The following is a 15,571-nucleotide window of genomic DNA, read 5'->3' on the forward strand; positions in this document are numbered from 1 at the left end:
GGCTTGCCGCTGATCCTCCATTCTCCCGCGTACCGTCCGTTTTCCCGTTTCGCAGTGAAATGGCGGCATGCTCAGTCTCTGGTGTGATTTTCACCAGAAATCAGTCTCTTGCGATTTCGAGGAAGCTGGAGCGGGTAGCGGGAATCGAACCCGCGCGTTCAGCTTGGGAAGCTGACAGGCTACCATTACATCATACCCGCATGGTGCGAGCGCAGAGGTATTCCAGCCGAAAGCCACGGTCAAGAGGGATCGCGCGCGTCCTCGTGCCCTCCAATGAAAAAGCGCCCGGCGAGGAGGACCTCACCGGACGCCAGGCGCCGCGCGAAAAAAGGGAGACGAGGCGCGGGGTCGATTTACATCTTCGGCTGAAGCACGGTGTCGATCACGTGGACCATGCCGTTCTTCTGCTTCACATCGGCGGTCTGAACCGTCGCGACATCGCCTTTCGGGTCCTTCAGCATCACCATGCCGTCCTTGACCATCGCGGTCAGATCACAGCCGCCGAGCGTCTTGATCGTGGCCATGCCGTTGCCCTTTTGAACGGTCGCCATGATGTTCTCGGCGGTGATCACGCCCTTGGCGACGTGGCAGGTCAGGATATGCGTCAGCATTTCCTTGTTTTCCGGCTTCACCAGCGTGTCCACGGTGCCCGCGGGCAGCTTGTCGAAGGCCGCGTTGGTCGGCGCGAAGACGGTGAACGGGCCGGGGCCTGCCAGCGTGTCGACGAGGCCCGCCGCTTTCACCGCGGCGACCAGCGTGGTGAGGTTGGGAGCGGCCGAAGCGTTCGCCGCGATGGGCTTGCTCTCATACATTTTCGCGCCACCGACCATCGGGTTTGCCAGCGCGGGCAGGGCGAGGCCCAGCGTTGCAGCTGCGGTGAGCGAAGCGGCGAATGCACGGAATTTCATAGACATAAGGATTTTCCTCCCTGTTAAACGACGGTTGTCCCCGCCAAAGCACAAGGGTTACGGCGCGCTGGGGTCGCGCCGATCACTTATGTCTCATCACGAAACCGTGTGCGGTCTGATCCGGCCTGAAATCGGACGCCCCGTAGCGCCCCGAGGCGAGGCCTAAAGGCCTGCCTCAGCCGCGCCGGCGACGCCTGCGCCCACCATCTTCGCCCGACCCGCCGGTGTTGAAGCTGACCTCCGGAAGCGGCGCGATCTTGCGCAGCTCGGGGAAGGGGGCGGTGGCGTGCGGCAGCGCATTCGCGGCCACGAAATGCTCCTGGAAGCGCGGCTCGATCGCGGTCTCGACCTTGGTGATCTGATGCACCTGCGCCTCGATCTCGCGTCGCGCCTTCACCGAGCACAGCGCCATATGCGCGCCCGTGCCCGCCGCGTTGCCCGCCGAGGTGACGTGACCCAGCGGCGCATCCGGGATCATCCCCAGCACCATCGCGTGCTTGGGCGAGATATGCGCGCCGAACGCGCCGGCCAGCACCACGCGGTCGACCGTGTCCACGCCCATCTCGTCCATCAAGAGGCGCGCGCCCGCATAGAGCGCGGATTTCGCCAGCTGGATCGCGCGGATGTCGCCTTGGGTGACGGTGATGCGCGGGCCTTCCTCGCCGCCGTCATAGATCACGTATTCATGGGTGCGCCCGTTCGGCTCGCAGCGCGGCGTGCCGACCTGCTCGGCAGAGCCGATCAGCCCTGACGTGTCCACGATCCCCGCCATCCGCATCTCGGCCACGGCTTCGATAATGCCCGAGCCGCAGATGCCGGTGATCCGCGGCGTGCCGAATTCGGGATCGGTCGACCAGTGGTCGTTGCCGATGATCTTGAAGCGCGGCTCCTTGGTCTCGGGGTCGATCTCGATGCGCTCGATGGCGCCCGGAGCGGCGCGCTGACCGCTGGAAATCTGCGCGCCCTCGAAGGCGGGTCCGGTGGGTGAAGAACAGGCCAGAACGCGTTGTTTATTCCCAAGAAGTATCTCGGCGTTGGTGCCGACATCGACGATCAGAGACAGGTCGTCGCGCTTCTGCGGAGCCTCCGACAGCGCCACCGCCGCCGCATCCGCGCCGACATGGCCCGCGATCAGCGGCAGGATGTAGGCCCGCGCGCCGGGGCTGGCCTCGATGCCGATCTCGCGCGCCGCGAATTCAAGGCTTTCCGAGGTCGCCAGCGCGAAGGGCGCCTGACCCAACTCCACCGGATCGATACCCAGCAGCAGGTGGTGCATCACCGGGTTACAGACGACGACCGCCTCGACGATCTCGCCCGTCTCGACCTTTGCCTCTTCCGCCAGTTGGCGCGCCAGATCGCCCATCGCGTCGTGCACGGCGTTGGTCATTTCCTGATCGCCGCCGGGGTTCATCATCACGTAGGAGACCCGGCTCATCAGGTCTTCGCCGAAGCGGATCTGCGGGTTCATCACGCCCGCGCTCGCCAGCACTCGCCCGTCATCGAGCGCGACCAGATGCCCCGCGATCGTGGTCGAGCCGAGGTCGATCGCCAGCCCGTAAAGCGGCACCTCGCGCACGCCTGGGAAGACGCCCGTCACGCGCGGCCCGTCGCCCGCATCGTGGATCGCGACGGTGACCTTCCACTCGGCCTTGCGAAGCGCGGGCTGCAGCATCCGAAGCACATCAAGATCGGCACGCACGTCCTTGATCTGCCATTGCTTTTCCAGCGCCTGCGAGAGCCGCTGCAGGTCGCCCTCGGGGCGGTGCATATCCGGTTCCGCGACTTCGACATAGACAGGCCGCGTCGCCGGATCCATCTCCATCACGCGCTCGGAGGCCGCCTTGCGCACGACCTGTTTGTGGACCTGACTTTCGGGCGGCACGTCGATCACCACGTCGTCGAGGATCTCGGTCTGACAGCCCAGACGCCGCCCCGGTTTCAGCCCGCGAATCCGGTCGTAGCGCTCCTCGACCGCATTGATCGGGCTGACCGCGTCCGGGCCCACATGCAGGCCGAGTTTCGGGAAATCCCCGAAGGAGGGCGTGCATTGGCATTTCGAGCACACGCCGCGCCCGCCGCAGACGGAATCGAGATCGACCCCCAGCTTGCGTGCCGCTGCGAGCACCCTCGTGCCACGCGCCACGCGCCCCCGCTTGCCAGAGGGGGTAAAGATCACCTGCACGTCGTCGGCCATATCGCGCTCCCGTTTTCCTTGCCCCCGTTCTAGGGCCCAAGCGGGCCAGAGCAAAGCCCGCAACCGACGCGCGTGGATGAGAAATCGTCATCATCATCATGCAAGCGGTGCGCGCCGCCCATTGCTCTCCCCAGCGCCGCGTTCTATCTAATCGGGCCATGAAGATACTCTTTCTAGGCGATGTGATGGGCCGCGCGGGCCGCGCCGCGATCACCGAAACCCTGCCGAAACTTCGCGAGGAGTGGCGCCTCGATTTCGTCGTGGTCAACGGCGAGAACGCCTCGGGCGGCATGGGGCTGACCGGCGATCACGCGAAGCTTCTGCTGGATGCGGGCGCGGATGTGGTGACGCTGGGCGATCACGCCTTCGATCAGAAGGACATGCTGCGCTTCATCGAGAGCGAGCCGCGCATCATCCGTCCCGTGAACTACGCCAAGGAAGCGCCGGGCAAGGGCGCGCGGGTGTTCGAGGACCGGCGCGGGCGCAAGGTGCTGGTGGCGCAGGTGCTGGGCAACGTGTTCATGAAGCGCGCCTTCGACGATCCCTTCTCGGCCATCGAGGCGGAACTGAAACGCTACCCGCTGGGCGGGGCGGTGCAGGCAGCCCTGGTGGATGTCCATTGCGAGGCGACGTCGGAGAAAATGGCGATGGGCCATTGGTGCGACGGGCGCGCAAGCGTCGTCGTGGGTACCCATACCCACGTGCCAACGGGAGATGCGCAGATTCTCGAGAAGGGCACGGCTTACCTCAGCGATGCGGGCATGTGCGGCGATTACGATTCCGTCATCGGCATGGCGAAAGCCGAGCCGATGCGGCGTTTCGTGACCGGCATGGCGAAAGAACGCTTCTCGCCCGCCCGCGGTCCGGTGACGCTCTGCGGCTTTTATGTCGAGACCGACGACAAGACCGGGCGCGCCACTCGCTGCGAAGCGGTGCGCACCGGCGGCAGGCTCGCACAATCGGTGCCAATCTGAGCGTCGTTCGCGTCCCGAGTTGCCCGAACCTCATGCCGTTACGTGGAAATTTCCTCTGCCGCGGGCAGAGCGCGCTTGCTCGTGCAACACGTGTCGATAGTATCGGGCCGATGCGCTTACGCGAGAGCCTGACATGATCCAACTGCCCTTCACCGGCACCGAGACCGCCATCGCGGCCCTTCTCGTCGTGGGGTGGATGTTCGTCATGTTCGTCCGCGAGACATGGCCGCCGGAGGTCACCGCCATGGCGGGCGCGGCCCTGATGCTGATCTTCGGATTCGTGCCCTACGAGAACGCCGCCGCGATTCTGTCGAACCCCGCGCCCTGGACCATCGCCTTCATGTTCCTGATCGTCGGCGCCCTGGTGCGCACCGGCGCGCTCGACGCGATGACGCGCTATGCGGAATCGCGGATCGACCAGAACCCGAAGCTGACCGTGCTCCTGATGTTCGGGGTCACGATGTTCGCAAGCGCCGTGATGAACAACACGCCGGTCGTCGCGGTGATGATCCCGGTCTTCATTCAGGTCGCGCGCAAGCTGAACCTCTCGCCGTCGCGGCTCTTGATGCCGCTGAGCTATGTCACGGTGATGGGCGGCATGATCACCCTGATCGGCACCTCGACCAACATTCTCGTCGATGGCGTCGTGCGAGGGCGGGGGATGGAGCCCTTCACCATCTTCGAGATCGCGCCTCTGGGCTTCGCGATCTGTCTGGTCGGCGGGACGTTCCTCGCGATCTTCGCGCCGAAACTGATCCCCGAGCGGCAATCGCTCTCCTTCATGCTCGGCGACCGTCCGAAGATGAAATATTTCACCGAGGTCGCGATCCCCGAGGAAAGCGGCCTGATCGGCGAGTCGGTGCTTGAGACCGATACGTTCAAGCGCGAGGGTGTGCGGGTGATCGACGTGCTGCGCGGCGATGCGTCGCTGCGCCGGGACCTCGCCTCGGTCGAGCTGATGGCGGGCGACCGCGTCGTGCTGCGCTCCGAGATGGAAGAGCTTCTCGGGATGCAGAAGAACCGCGACCTGCGCATGGTCGACAAACTGTCCTCGGTGCAGACCGAGACGGTGGAGGTGCTGATCTCGCCCGGCTGTCGGATGATCGGGCAGCGTCTGGGCGATATGCGCCTGCGCCGCCGCTACGGCGTCTATACGCTGGCCGCGCATCGCCGGAACCAGAATATCGGCCGCCAGCTCGACGATCTGATCGTGGTGGTGGGCGACACGCTTCTGCTCGAAGGCGCGCCCGAGGATATCGCGCGTCTGGCCTCTGACATGGACCTCGTGGACGTGTCCAAACCGCAGGCGCGCGCCTATCGTCGCTCGCATCTGCCGCTTGCCATGGGCGCGCTCGGCGCGGTGGTGATCTTCGCAGCCCTTGGCGTGGCCCCGATCCTCGCGCTGGCGATGGTGGCGGTGGCGGGCATCCTCGTGACCCGCTGCATCGACACCGACGAGGCCTTCACCTTCATCGAGGGCCGCCTGCTTGCGCTGATCTTTGCGATGCTCGTCGTGGGCGCGGGGCTGGAGCATTCCGGCGCGGTCCAGCTGATCGTCTCGGGCGTGGCGCCCTTGCTGAAGATGCTGCCGCCGCAACTCGCGCTGATCGTGGTCTATTTCCTCGGTCTCGTCATGACCGAGTTGCTGTCGAATAACGCCGTGGCGGTGATCTACACCCCGATCGCGATCTCGCTCGCCGCCGCCCTCGGGCTCGATCCGCGGCCCTTCGCAGTGGCGGTGATGTTCTCGGCCTCGGTGGCCTTCGCGACGCCGATCGGGTATCAGACTCACATGATGATCTATGGCCCTGGCGGCTATAAGTTCACCGATTTCCTGCGCGTCGGCATCCCGATGGATATCGTGACCGGGTTGACCGCCTGCCTGCTGATCCCGCTGATCTGGCCCTTCTGAGGAGGTTCCCACATGCGCTTTGCCGCCCGTCTCGCCGCCCTGTCGCTTCTCGCACCGCTCGCGCTCGCCGCCTGTGTGCCGGGGCAGGGCACCCGCGCACCCTCCTGGCCCGACGATGTCAGCTTCCGGGGCACGGTGATGCAGGTGTCGTTCAATGACGGCACCACCTGCCACGCCAATATCTCGGGCCAGTATACCGGCGATCTTGCGGATTGCCCCTATCGGATGCGCTACCAAGTGACCCGCTTCGAGCCGAGCTATCTCGCGGGCAGCGGGGTAGGCGATCTGTTCCAGCCCTATGCCGAAGTGACGCTGAAAGATGCCGCCGGTCGCCGCTGGCACTTCAAGACGCCCAAGGATGTTCCGCCGCATGCGAAAGGCGAGGGTCAGGTTCAACTGCCGCAGTAACGCCTCCAGCAACCCCGCCCCGGCGGGCGCAAAGCCTGCCCGCAACCCATCTATCTTGAATCATCCCCCCGTTGCGCACTATACGGGGTCGATTTCGCGACTATTCCGAACGGAGATACCCATGGCAGGCCACTCAAAATGGGCCAACATCCAGCACCGCAAGGGCAAGCAGGATGCGGCGCGCTCGAAGATGTTTTCCAAGCTCTCGAAAGAGATCACGGTCGCCGCCAAGATGGGCGATCCCGATCCCGAGAAGAACCCGCGCCTGCGTCTCGCCGTGAAAGCGGCCAAGTCCCAGTCGATGCCGAAAGACGTGATCGACCGCGCGATCAAGAAATCGCAGGCGGGCGACGGCGATGACTATACCGAGATCCGCTACGAGGGCTACGGCCCCGAGGGCATCGCGGTGATCGTCGAGGCGATGACCGACAACCTCAACCGCACCGCGTCGAACGTGCGCTCCACCTTCACCAAGAACGGCGGTAATCTGGGCACCACCGGTTCGGTGTCCTTCATGTTCGACCGGATGGGCGAGATCATCTATCCCGCCTCCGTGGGCGATGCCGAGACCGTGCTGATGGCCGCCATCGAAGCGGGCGCCGAAGACGTCGAGAGCGACGACGAAGGCCACTGGATCTACTGCACGATGGAAGACCTCTCGGATGTCTCCGACGCGCTGGAGAAGGAACTGGGCGAGGCCGAGGAAGCCAAGCTGATCTGGAAGCCCCAGAACCGCACCGAGGTCGACCTGGAGACCGCCCAGAAGCTGATGAAGCTGATCGACACGCTCGAAGACGATGACGACGTGCAATCCGTCACTGCCAATTTCGACGTGCCCGAAGAGGTCGCAGCGCAGCTGTAAGGCCCAATGCCCTGAAAATCGTCAAAAGCGCCCTCCGGGGCGCTTTTTGCGTCTCGAACGGCCTCAAACCGCCCGAATTCCGGCCCCCCGGTTTACATTCCGGCCCAGAACCCCCAGTTTGTCGCGTGACGCTCCGAGCACCCGCGTAACCCCGTGGCCTCGGCAAATTCATCTCCCCGCGAAAGGATATCACCATGACCCAGGCAAAGGCTGGCGACACCCTGCATCTTCATTACACCGGCAAGCTGGACGACGGCTCCGTCTTCGATAGCTCGGAAGGCCGCGACCCGCTGTCCTTCACGCTCGGTTCGGGCCAGATCATCCCCGGCCTCGACAAGGGCGTGACCGGCATGGAAGAGGGCGAAAAGCGCACCGTGCGCGTCGAGCCCGCAGAGGCCTATGGCGAGCATCACCCCGAGCGCATGCAGTCGGTCGACCGCGCGAACATCCCCGACGACATCCCGACCGAGCCGGGCACCCAGCTTCAGGTTCAGACCCAGGACGGTCAGACCGTGAACGTGACCGTCGCCGAGGCGAACGAGAAAGAACTCGTCCTCGACGCGAACCACCCGCTCGCCGGCAAGGCGCTGACCTTCGACGTGGAACTCGTCAAGATCGACGCGTAAGTCTGCACGCATCTGGCGTGTTTCAACGGCGGCTGTGCTTTCGAGGCGCAGCCGCCGTTCTCGTTTCAAAGAGGCTTCGGGCGCATTGCGAAACCGTCGCGACGACCCCGCTCACGGCTATTCGTTCGCGGCGCTACGTTACTTGGGAACCAAACCCTCGGCGCCCCCCTTTCCCCACCGACGTGTCTCTGTTAGGCGGCGCGCTCCATCCCAGTGACACCACCTGAATCCCGAGAGAAGGAGCCGCCATGCGCATTTCCGTCGACGTGCAGATGCAATACCAGTTCCCGCAGCCGAATACGGTCGCGCTGGTGCTCGAAGCGGCGCAGGCTCCGGGACAGGAGATCGTCAACGCGTCGATGAATCTAGGGGATGCGAGCGTGGGCCGGATCGCGGGCGATTGCGGCGTGGGCGAGCGGATCTGGGCGCAGGTCGGCACTCAGATGACGCTGCATTATCAGGCGCTGATCGACATCACGCGTCCGGCGATCGACCTGACGCAGATGCAGGCCGCGCAGCTGCACGAACTGCCCGCCGAGGCCGCGCCCTATATCCGGCCCTCGCGCTATGTGCAGTCGGACAAGTTCGTCTCCTTCGTGAGCAAGCGCTTCGGCGATCTGCAGGGCGGGGCGAAAGTGGCCGCGATCCGCGACTGGATCGAGAAGAACCTGTCTTACGTCCCCGGCGCGTCGGATAGCGACACCAACGTGCTCGAGACCTTCGCGGGCCGGGCAGGGGTGTGCCGCGACTACGCGCATCTGTTCTGCGCGATGGTGCGCGCGGCGCAGATCCCGGCGCGCATGGCGTCCTCCTACGGGCCGGATGTGTGGCCGCAGGATTTCCACGCCGTGGCCGAGGTCTGGCTCGATGGTGCATGGCATATGGTCGACGCGACCGGTATGTGCGGGGCCGAGAACATGGCGCTGGTCGCGGTGGGGCGCGATGCCTATGACGTGGCCTTCATGGAATCGCAGGCCCCCGCGATGCTGATCAACCAGAGCGTTTCGGTGATCCGGGTCTGAGCGCCTTTCCTCAGGCTTTCAGCGGATAGCGATCGGCCTCCTCGAAGGCGTCGATCACTTTCGTCCCCGCCTTGAGCCGTGCCGAATGTTCCGCGCCGGCGGGGATGTCGTAGCTCTCGCCGGGGCGATAGACCCGGGTCTCGCCTGCGATGGTCAGTTCCGCCTCGCCCTCGATCACCGTGCCCCACTGAGCCTTATGCGCATGGGGCGGCAGGTCGAAATCGGTGAGGAAGTGCAGGAACACCACCAGCCCTGCCTCCGAGCGGATCGCGTGGCTGCGCACCTGATCTTCGGGAAACGGCAGATCGAGGGCGGGGAAGGCCTGAATGAAATCGGGTAGCTCCATGGGCGTCTCTCCTCCTGACGGGCCTGCGGGACATGCGTCACTATGCGCGCCGCGCAGGCCGCGGGCAATGCGCGCGCTCAGGCCGTTGGGACGCTCTGCCGGATCAACCCCTTCCTGAACCCTTACAACAACACCGTTTTCGCCGCCTGCCGCAGCGCTTTGGTCAGCGGCGCGAGCGGGGCTTTCAGCCGCCGCGCGCTCTGCCAGTAGAGCGGCACGTCGATCGGCGCGGGGCCCAGCCGTTCCAGCGCGCCGCTTTCCAGATGCGCACGCACCAGCGCCTCGGGGTTCAGCCCCCAGCCCATGCCGCGCAGACAGGCCTCCACGAAGCCTTCGGTCGAGCCGATACGATGCGCGCGCAGCCCCATCGGCATGCCCGCGATCATCGAGGCCCAGCGGTCCTGCAGCCGATCCTTGGCGTTGAACTGCAGGGCAGGGGCCGCGCGCAAGGAGTGCCGGTCGATCCGGTTCGGGAAATAACGCGCGACGAAGTCCGGGCTCGCCGTCGCGATATAGCGCAGCCGCCCGAGGCTCACGCTGTCGCAGCCCGCAATCGGCCCCTCGTCGGCGGTGATCGCGCCCGCGACTTCGCCCCGGCGCAGCAGCCCCGCCGAATGGTCCTGATCGTCGATCACCAGATCGAAGCACACGCCCTCGACCTCGGCCAGCGCGGGCAGCACCCAAGTCGCGAGACTGTCCGCATTCACCGCGATGCGCAGAACCGGCGGGGTCTCGGAGGGCGCAAGCTCGGTCTCCAGAAGCGCCACTTCGCGCAGATGGGCGATCAGCCGCGCGCCATCCTCGGTCGCGCGGCAGGGCGTGGCGCGGATCACCAGAACCGCGCCCATCCGTTCTTCCAACTGGCGGACGCGTTGCGAGACGGCCGATTGCGACACCCCGAGCCGCGCGCTGGCGGCCTCGAAGCTTCCGGTCTCGATCACGGTGGCGAGCGCATCCAGCGCGGCATAGTCGAACATAAGTTTTACTTATACAGAGTTAGTTTAATTAAGTTGAACTTATACGCTCGCCCCGGCACTGAGAAGCGTCTCTGAGCAGACCGGAGGTGAGGCGGATGGAATTGGTGGCATTCTGGGCGGGGCTGAAACTGGGGCTCGGGCTGATCGTGGCGATCGGCGCGCAAAACGCTTTCGTGCTGCGTCAGGGGCTGCGGCGCGAGCATGTCTTCGCGGTGGCGCTGTTCTGCGCGCTCTCCGATGCGGTGCTGATCGCGCTTGGCGTGTCGGGCTTCGCGGCGGCCTCCACGGCGCTGCCATGGCTGCCGGAGACGCTGCGCTGGGGCGGTGTCGCTTTTCTCAGCTGGTATGCGATCCGCTCCGCTTTGGCGGCGATCCGCGGCGGCGAACATCTCGACCCGAGCGCAGGCAGCGCACCGTCCCTGCGCGCCGTGCTGGTGACGGTGGCCGCTTTCACTTGGGCGAACCCGCATGTCTGGCTCGATACGGTGGTGCTGCTCGGCGCGGTCTCGGCGCAGTTCGCGGGCGCGCGGATCAGCTTCGCCTCGGGCGCGATCGTGGCTTCGTTCGTGTTCTTCTTCGCATTGGCCTATGGCGCGCGACTTCTGGCACCGCTTTTCGCCAAGGAGAGCGCGTGGCGGGTGCTCGATGCGCTGATCGCGGTGCTGATGGGCTCGATCGCCTGGAAGCTCGCGGCGGGCGCATTATAACCGACACAAAGCCGCCCCTTGCGCGCGGTGCCGAACCAGCGTCCAAGAGGTGTCATGACCGCGCAAGACAAACCCAACAAACCGCTGATCGGCATCCTGTGGATGCTCGCCACCACCGCCTGTTTCGTGATGGTGAACATCATCGTTCACTGGCTGGGCGATCAGGTGCCCGCCGCGCAATCGGCCTTCGTGCGCTTCATGTGGGGGCTGATCTTCTTCGCGCCCGCGTTGGCCCGCATCCTGCGCCAGAAGTTTCCGCCTCAGGTCTGGGCGCTGTTCGGGGTGCGCGGTCTCCTGCACGCGGTGGCGGTGGGGCTGTGGTTCTTCGCGATGAGCAATATCCCGATCGCCGATGTTACCGCGATCAACTACCTCAACCCGATCGTGGTGACGGTGGGCGGTGCGCTCCTGCTGGGCGAGGGGCTGGCATGGCGGCGCGTGACGGCGGTGGTCGTCGCGCTGATCGGCGCGCTGATCATCCTGCGCCCGGGGATGCGCGCGATCGAGCCGGGCCATCTCGCCCAGCTTGGCGCGGCGCTGTTCTTCGGCGGCGCCTATCTCGCCGCGAAGCGGCTGACCGATTACGTCCCCGCAGGCACGGTGGTCGCGATGATGACGCTGGTGGTGACCGTCGCGCTCGCCCCGGTGGCGATCTGGAAATGGGAGCCGATCACGTTGTCCGAGACGCTCTGGCTGGGCGCGGTGGCAGTGTTCGCAACCGGCGGGCATTACTGCATGACGCGGGCCTTCGCCGCGGCGCCCGTGACGGTGACGCAGCCGGTGATCTTCCTGCAACTGGTCTGGGCGGCGATTGCGGGCTGGTCGATTTTCGGCGAGCGCCCGGACCCTTACGTGATCCTGGGCGGTGCTATCATCATCGCCTCGGTCAGCTACATGACCTTCCGCGAGGCGCAGCTCAAACGCCGGGTGACGCCGCCTCCGCCTGCCACCAAGATCTGACAGCGCGGCGCTTTTCTGCAAATGTCGGATGCCTCCGGCGGGGATATTTGAGCCAAGCCGAAGGGGCGCGCGCGCCTTGGTTTCGGCTTGGTCAAAATATCCTCCGCGAAGCGTCCCTCAGCTCGCCTCGGCGCTGCGCTGGGGGTCGATGAGCCGCGTGATGACGCCCTCGCGGGTCACGACACGGCCATCGGTGAGCGGCACCGCAGGCTCGTAGCGCAGCCGCTCCATCACGTCGCGCACGGGCGCGTCGGCGGGCATCGGCGCGCCGGTGGCGTCGCCGGTGGGCGTGCCGACGGGATCGGCGATATCCTCGGCGGTCAGCACGCCGAGCGGGTTCATATGGGCCACGAAATCGGCCACATAGCCGTTGGCGGGCTTGGCGATGATGTCGCGCGCGGTGCCGCATTGCACGATCCGGCCGCCTTCCATCAGCGCGATCCGGTTGCCAATCTTGAACGCCTCGTCGAGGTCGTGGCTGACGAAGATGATCGTGCGTTTGAGTTTGGTCTGCAGCTCCAGCAACTCGTCCTGCAGTTTGGTGCGGATCAGCGGGTCGAGCGCGGAGAACGGCTCGTCCATCAGCAGGATCGGCGCGTCGGTGGCGAAGGCGCGGGCGAGGCCCACGCGCTGCTGCATGCCGCCCGACAGCTCTGCCACCTGACGGTCGGCCCAGTCCGACAGGCCCACCAGTTCCAGCTGGGTGTCGACCTTCTTGCGGCGTTCCGCCTTGCTCATGCCGGCGAGTTCGAGGCCGAGGCCCACATTCTCGCGCACGGTCCGCCAGGGCAGCAGGCCGAATTGCTGGAACACCATCGCGATCTTGTTCAGGCGCATTTTGCGCAAGGTCGCGGGATCGGCGTGGGTGACGTCGACGAGACGCTCGCCGTCATGCACCTCGACCTGACCGCGCACGACCGGGTTCAGCCCGTTCACCGCGCGCAGCAGCGTCGATTTGCCCGAGCCCGAGAGGCCCATCAGCACGAGAATCTCGCCTTCGGGCACCTCGACCGAGCAGTCATGCACGCCCAGCACCTGATCGGTACGCTCCTGAATCTCGGGGCGCGAGAGCCCTTCATCCATCAGGGGCAGCGCCTCTTGCGGGCGGTCGCCGAAGACGATGGAGACATTGTCGAATTTGACGGCGGTTTTGGCTTTGGTCTGGGTCATTTCGAACCTCCGCGGCGCAGCATGCGGTCAAGGATGATGGCGACGACGACGATCACGAAGCCGGACTCGAAGCCGAGCGCCGTGTTGACGGTGTTGAGCGCGCGCACGACTGGCACGCCGAGGCCGTCAGCGCCGACAAGCGCGGCCACCACGACCATCGAGAGCGAGAGCATGATCGTCTGGTTCAGACCGGCCATGATCTGCGGGGTGGCATAGGGCAGTTCGACCTTCCACAGAAGCTGGCTCTTGGTCGCGCCGAAGGATTGGGCGGCCTCGGTCAGCGTATCGGGCGTCGAGGAGACGCCCAGATGGGTCAGGCGGATCGGCGCGGGCAGCACGAAGATCACGGTCGCGATCAGGCCGGGCACCATGCCGATGCCGAAGAAGACGATGGCCGGGATCAGGTAGACGAAGGCCGGCAGCGTCTGCATCAGGTCCAAGACCGGCTGCAGCACCGAATACAGGCGCGGACGGTGGGCGGCGGCGATGCCGATCGGTACGCCGATGCCCATGCAGACCACGCAGGCGGCGATCACGAGGGTGAGGCTCTCGGTGGTTTCCTCCCAGTAGTCCTGATTGAGGATGAACAGGAAGCCCACGATCACCAGGAGCGAAATCTTCCAGCTACGTTGCAGCAGGTAGGCGATCACCGCGAAGGCGAGGATCACGAGAAGGGGCGGGGGGCCTTGCAGCACCCAGAGCGTTGCGTCGATCAGCGCTTTCAACGCGACGGAGAGCGCGTCGAAGAGCGGTGCGGCGTGGTCCTGCAGCCAGTCGATCACGATCTTGGCCGTCTTGCCCACGGGGATTTTGGTATCGGTCAACCAGTTCATAGCTGTCCTTGCGGTTTGTTATTTCTGGCGCGTCTCGATGCGGTCGAAGGCGACTTGCGATTGCGCCTTGCCGGTTTCGGGGTCGAGCTTGGTCACGCGCAGGACCAGCCCGGCCTTGGGGGAAAATTCCTTGAGGAAGGCGGTGCGCAGCTTGCCCATCGCGATCCGTTCGACGACCTGCCAGACATCGTAGCGGCACGCGCCGATCTGCACCGAGCCGGTGCCGCGATAGGCATATGAGATGGTGCCGCGATCCTTGGTCTCGCCGTCGACTTTCAGGCTCACCGGGGTGCGCCAGTTGCCCAGTTGCGGCAGTTGGCCGAGGCGCGCGGGGTCGTCGTCATAGATGAGCGCGAAGCTGCGCCCGTCCATTTCCTGCAGGCTCACCGCCAGCGGATGGTCGTAGCGCTCGCGCTTGGGCGGCCGGCCGAGTTCGGGATCGTCGACCCGGTAGGAGGTCAGCGTGCCGTTCTCGTAGCGATAGGCCTGCGCCATTTTGGGGCTGTTGCGTGTGAGCGTGACGCCCGCCGCGTGCAGGGCTTCGGCGTCCGGGCAATCCGCGGCGCGCGCCGGGGTGAGGGGCGCTGCGATCATCCCCGCGAAGAGAAGGGCCGCGCCGGTGAGGGCGCGGACCGAGGGGAAGCGGGGGCGGAGGGGCATGCCCTGTCGCCCGCGCGAATATTTCGCCCGAAGGCTCACGAGTTCAGCGCTTTCTCGACCGCTGCCTGCGCGTCGCCGCCATCCTTCGTGGTCACACCGTCGAGCCAGGCTTTCCAAGCATCGGGATTGGCTTTGAGCCAAGCCTTCGCAGCGTCCTTGGGATCATCGCCGTCGTCGAGGATCTTGCCCATGATCTCGTTTTCCATCCCGAGGGTGAACTTCAGGTTGGAGACGAACTTGCCCGGGTTCGGGCATTCGTCGACATAGCCCGCGCGGACATTGGTCATGACCGTTGCACCGCCGTAATCGGGGCCGAAGAAGTCATCGCCGCCCGACAGGTAGGTGATGTCGAAGTTGGAGTTCATCGGGTGGGGCTCCCACGCGAGGAAGATGATCGGCTTGTCGGCCTTGTCGGCGCGCGCGACCTGCGCGAGCATGCCCTGCTCGGAGCTTTCCTTCAGGTCGAAGTCTTTCAGGCCGAACGCGTCCTTGTCGATCATGTCGAGGATCAGCGCGTTGCCGTCATTGCCCGGCTCGATGCCGTAGATCTGGTTGTCCAGCTCGTCGGCATGCTTGGCGATGTCGGAGAAGTCCTTGATGCCGGCTTTGGCGCCGGCGGCGTTGGTGGCGAGCGTGTATTTCGCGCCGGTCAGGTTGGTGCCGAGCGTCTCGACCGTGCCGTCCTTGGTGTAGGGATCCACGTTGGCGGCCATCGAGGGCATCCAGTTGCCGAGGAATACGTCGACATCGCCTTTCGACAGCGCCTCGTAGGTCACCGGAACCGAGAGGACCTTGGTGTCGGTCTCGTAGCCGAGCGCTTCGAGGATCGTGGTCGCGACCGCGGTGGTCGAGGTGATGTCGGTCCAGCCGACATCGGAGAAGGTCACTTTCGAGCAATCGGCGGCCTGTGCGGGCGCGGTGCCTGCCAGTCCGAGCGAGAGCGCAGCCCCCATTGCGAGGAGCGTGGAACGAAGTTTCATGCTTTTTTTCTCCCTGTGCAGCGTTAAGAAAA

Annotated in this window: 16 protein-coding genes and 1 tRNA gene; 8 read left to right on the plus strand and 9 right to left on the minus strand. The window is 65.5% G+C overall.

Features of this window, described 5'->3' with window-relative positions; translation table 11 throughout:
* Positions 1-126 precede the first annotated feature (126 nt).
* The 3 genes from BMI89_RS15490 to BMI89_RS15500 all read right to left on the minus strand — a co-directional run bounded on the left by BMI89_RS15490 (position 127) and on the right by BMI89_RS15500 (position 3,102).
* Positions 127-200, minus strand: a tRNA-Gly gene (locus BMI89_RS15490).
* A gap of 153 nt (positions 201-353) precedes the next feature.
* Positions 354-914, minus strand: coding sequence for a fasciclin domain-containing protein (locus BMI89_RS15495; RefSeq protein WP_078571717.1), 561 nt, complete (start codon positions 912-914; stop codon positions 354-356).
* A 169-nt stretch (positions 915-1,083) separates the two neighbouring features.
* The gene (locus BMI89_RS15500; protein WP_078571718.1) at positions 1,084-3,102 is read right to left on the minus strand and encodes an ASKHA domain-containing protein; all 2,019 of its coding nucleotides are present in this window, start codon (positions 3,100-3,102) and stop codon (positions 1,084-1,086) included.
* A 158-nt stretch (positions 3,103-3,260) separates the two neighbouring features.
* On the opposite strand from BMI89_RS15500, the gene BMI89_RS15505 reads away from it, so the two are divergent.
* The 6 genes from BMI89_RS15505 to BMI89_RS15530 all read left to right on the plus strand — a co-directional run bounded on the left by BMI89_RS15505 (position 3,261) and on the right by BMI89_RS15530 (position 8,906).
* Positions 3,261-4,076 carry a TIGR00282 family metallophosphoesterase gene (locus BMI89_RS15505; protein ID WP_078571719.1) on the plus strand — a complete coding sequence of 272 codons (816 nt, stop codon included), beginning with the start codon at positions 3,261-3,263 and terminating at the stop codon, positions 4,074-4,076.
* 133 nt (positions 4,077-4,209) lie between these two features.
* Positions 4,210-5,988 (plus strand): SLC13 family permease, encoded by a 1,779-nt coding sequence (locus tag BMI89_RS15510; RefSeq protein ID WP_078571720.1) that lies wholly within the window; start codon positions 4,210-4,212, stop codon positions 5,986-5,988.
* A gap of 12 nt (positions 5,989-6,000) precedes the next feature.
* Complete coding sequence (locus BMI89_RS15515; RefSeq protein ID WP_078571721.1) at positions 6,001-6,396, plus strand: hypothetical protein; 396 nt, start codon at positions 6,001-6,003, stop codon at positions 6,394-6,396.
* A gap of 121 nt (positions 6,397-6,517) precedes the next feature.
* Positions 6,518-7,258 carry a YebC/PmpR family DNA-binding transcriptional regulator gene (locus BMI89_RS15520; protein ID WP_078522874.1) on the plus strand — a complete coding sequence of 247 codons (741 nt, stop codon included), beginning with the start codon at positions 6,518-6,520 and terminating at the stop codon, positions 7,256-7,258.
* Positions 7,259-7,452: 194 nt separating this feature from the next.
* The gene (locus BMI89_RS15525) at positions 7,453-7,884 is read left to right on the plus strand and encodes a peptidylprolyl isomerase (protein WP_078522873.1); all 432 of its coding nucleotides are present in this window, start codon (positions 7,453-7,455) and stop codon (positions 7,882-7,884) included.
* A gap of 248 nt (positions 7,885-8,132) precedes the next feature.
* The gene (locus BMI89_RS15530; protein ID WP_078571722.1) at positions 8,133-8,906 is read left to right on the plus strand and encodes a transglutaminase family protein; all 774 of its coding nucleotides are present in this window, start codon (positions 8,133-8,135) and stop codon (positions 8,904-8,906) included.
* A 10-nt stretch (positions 8,907-8,916) separates the two neighbouring features.
* Here the strand turns inward: BMI89_RS15530 and BMI89_RS15535 are convergent, their stop codons facing one another.
* Positions 8,917-9,252 (minus strand): cupin domain-containing protein, encoded by a 336-nt coding sequence (locus BMI89_RS15535; protein ID WP_078571723.1) that lies wholly within the window; start codon positions 9,250-9,252, stop codon positions 8,917-8,919.
* 122 nt (positions 9,253-9,374) lie between these two features.
* On the minus strand, positions 9,375-10,229 hold the full coding sequence (locus BMI89_RS15540; protein ID WP_078571724.1) for a LysR family transcriptional regulator ArgP: 855 nt from the start codon (positions 10,227-10,229) through the stop codon (positions 9,375-9,377).
* A 95-nt stretch (positions 10,230-10,324) separates the two neighbouring features.
* Here BMI89_RS15540 and BMI89_RS15545 point away from each other — a divergent pair, with 95 nt between their 5' ends.
* On the plus strand, positions 10,325-10,936 hold the full coding sequence (locus BMI89_RS15545) for a LysE/ArgO family amino acid transporter (protein WP_078571725.1): 612 nt from the start codon (positions 10,325-10,327) through the stop codon (positions 10,934-10,936).
* A 54-nt stretch (positions 10,937-10,990) separates the two neighbouring features.
* Positions 10,991-11,896: a DMT family transporter gene (locus BMI89_RS15550; protein WP_246832051.1), complete on the plus strand. Its 906-nt coding sequence runs from the start codon at positions 10,991-10,993 to the stop codon at positions 11,894-11,896.
* 117 nt (positions 11,897-12,013) lie between these two features.
* On the opposite strand, the gene choV is transcribed toward BMI89_RS15550, so the two are convergent.
* From choV to BMI89_RS15570, 4 genes are read right to left on the minus strand one after another with little or no spacing between them, the layout of a single operon-like run.
* Positions 12,014-13,066, minus strand: a complete 1,053-nt coding sequence (gene choV / locus BMI89_RS15555) for a choline ABC transporter ATP-binding protein (RefSeq protein ID WP_078547498.1) — start codon at positions 13,064-13,066, stop codon at positions 12,014-12,016.
* The gene (gene choW / locus BMI89_RS15560) at positions 13,063-13,899 is read right to left on the minus strand and encodes a choline ABC transporter permease subunit (protein ID WP_078547496.1); all 837 of its coding nucleotides are present in this window, start codon (positions 13,897-13,899) and stop codon (positions 13,063-13,065) included. Before choW ends, choV begins: the two co-directional genes overlap by 4 nt.
* Positions 13,900-13,917: 18 nt before the next feature.
* Positions 13,918-14,559, minus strand: a complete 642-nt coding sequence (locus BMI89_RS15565; RefSeq protein ID WP_143593926.1) for a hypothetical protein — start codon at positions 14,557-14,559, stop codon at positions 13,918-13,920.
* A gap of 35 nt (positions 14,560-14,594) precedes the next feature.
* On the minus strand, positions 14,595-15,539 hold the full coding sequence (locus BMI89_RS15570) for a choline ABC transporter substrate-binding protein (protein WP_078522864.1): 945 nt from the start codon (positions 15,537-15,539) through the stop codon (positions 14,595-14,597).
* Positions 15,540-15,571 lie beyond the last annotated feature (32 nt).

Source organism: Thioclava sp. F36-7 (genome assembly GCF_002020075.1).
GTDB classification, from domain to species: Bacteria; Pseudomonadota; Alphaproteobacteria; order Rhodobacterales; family Rhodobacteraceae; genus Thioclava; species Thioclava sediminum.